General features: G+C 34.1%; 1 protein-coding gene and 1 pseudogene. Both read left to right on the forward strand.

The window, feature by feature from the left end:
* Window positions 1–71: 71 nt before the first annotated feature.
* The gene (locus DCO44_RS16775) at window positions 72–482 is read left to right on the forward strand and encodes a transposase family protein (RefSeq protein WP_080754119.1); all 411 of its coding nucleotides are present in this window, start codon (window positions 72–74) and stop codon (window positions 480–482) included.
* Between the two features lie 34 nt (window positions 483–516).
* Window positions 517–900: pseudogene (locus tag DCO44_RS16780) on the forward strand (transposase); the annotation flags it as partial.
* Window positions 901–917 lie beyond the last annotated feature (17 nt).

A 917-nucleotide genomic window follows, 5' to 3' on the forward strand; every position in this document is an offset into this window, starting at 1 on the left:
AGACAACTTGCATAACTCATAAACCGAACAATCATTTGCTGTAATTCTGCACCGACATTTTTTGATATTTCATGCATAATTTATGCATGAAATATATTGATATACAGAAACTGACTGATCCTCAGTTCAAACGCCTAACGGGAATATCTTGGTCTACTTATAAAGTGATGATTGATGTACTCAATCTTCATTTATCATCAACAGGGCGACCCTCTAAATTATCCATAGAAGACCAATTGCTTCTCTGTTTGAGCTATTGGCGTGAGTACCGTACTTTATTCCATGTTGGAATGACTTATGGTGTGTCAGAAGCAACAGCTTCAAGAATTGTTCGCTATACAGAAGACTGTTTAATCCGCTCTAAGAAATTTAATTTACCGAAAAAATTACCTGTTGGTGGAGGTTTAGATTGGGATGTTGTTATCGTAGATGCAACAGAAATAGTCGTACAACGTCCTAAAAAAACAGAAGAAAAGCTATAGCGGCAAGCAAAAGGCACATACGTTTAAAGTACAAGCGATCATTCACTATAAAACACAGCAAATCCTAAGTTTATGTATGTGCAAAGGTGCAGTACACGACTTTGCATTATTTAAAAGAAATCAGCATTTAATTCCAAAAGAATCGTTTGTATTAGCGGATAAAGGTTATCAAGGGATCTATGCGATTTATGAAAAAAGTTTAATACCAATAAAAGCAAAACGAGGATGTAAATTAGATCCTGTATTAAAACAACATAACCGTGAAATCAATAAAAGAAGAATAGGAATTGAACATGTATTTGGTGTACTCAAGACCTTCAAAATACTTTCAGAGCGCTATCGAAATAGAGGGAAAAGGCTCGGTTTAAGATTCAATTTAATTGCTGGAATTTACAACTTAGAATTGAATGAAAAATGAGTTATGAAAGAGATCTA

It is taken from the genome of Acinetobacter sp. AM, assembly GCF_003105055.1.
Lineage (GTDB): Bacteria > Pseudomonadota > Gammaproteobacteria > Pseudomonadales > Moraxellaceae > Acinetobacter > Acinetobacter tibetensis.

What these genes read in the sequence shown, in the direction of transcription:
- DCO44_RS16775 (WP_080754119.1), top strand. Translation starts at nt 72, where the DNA reads ATGCATAATTTATGCATGAAATATATTGATATACAGAAACTGACTGAT.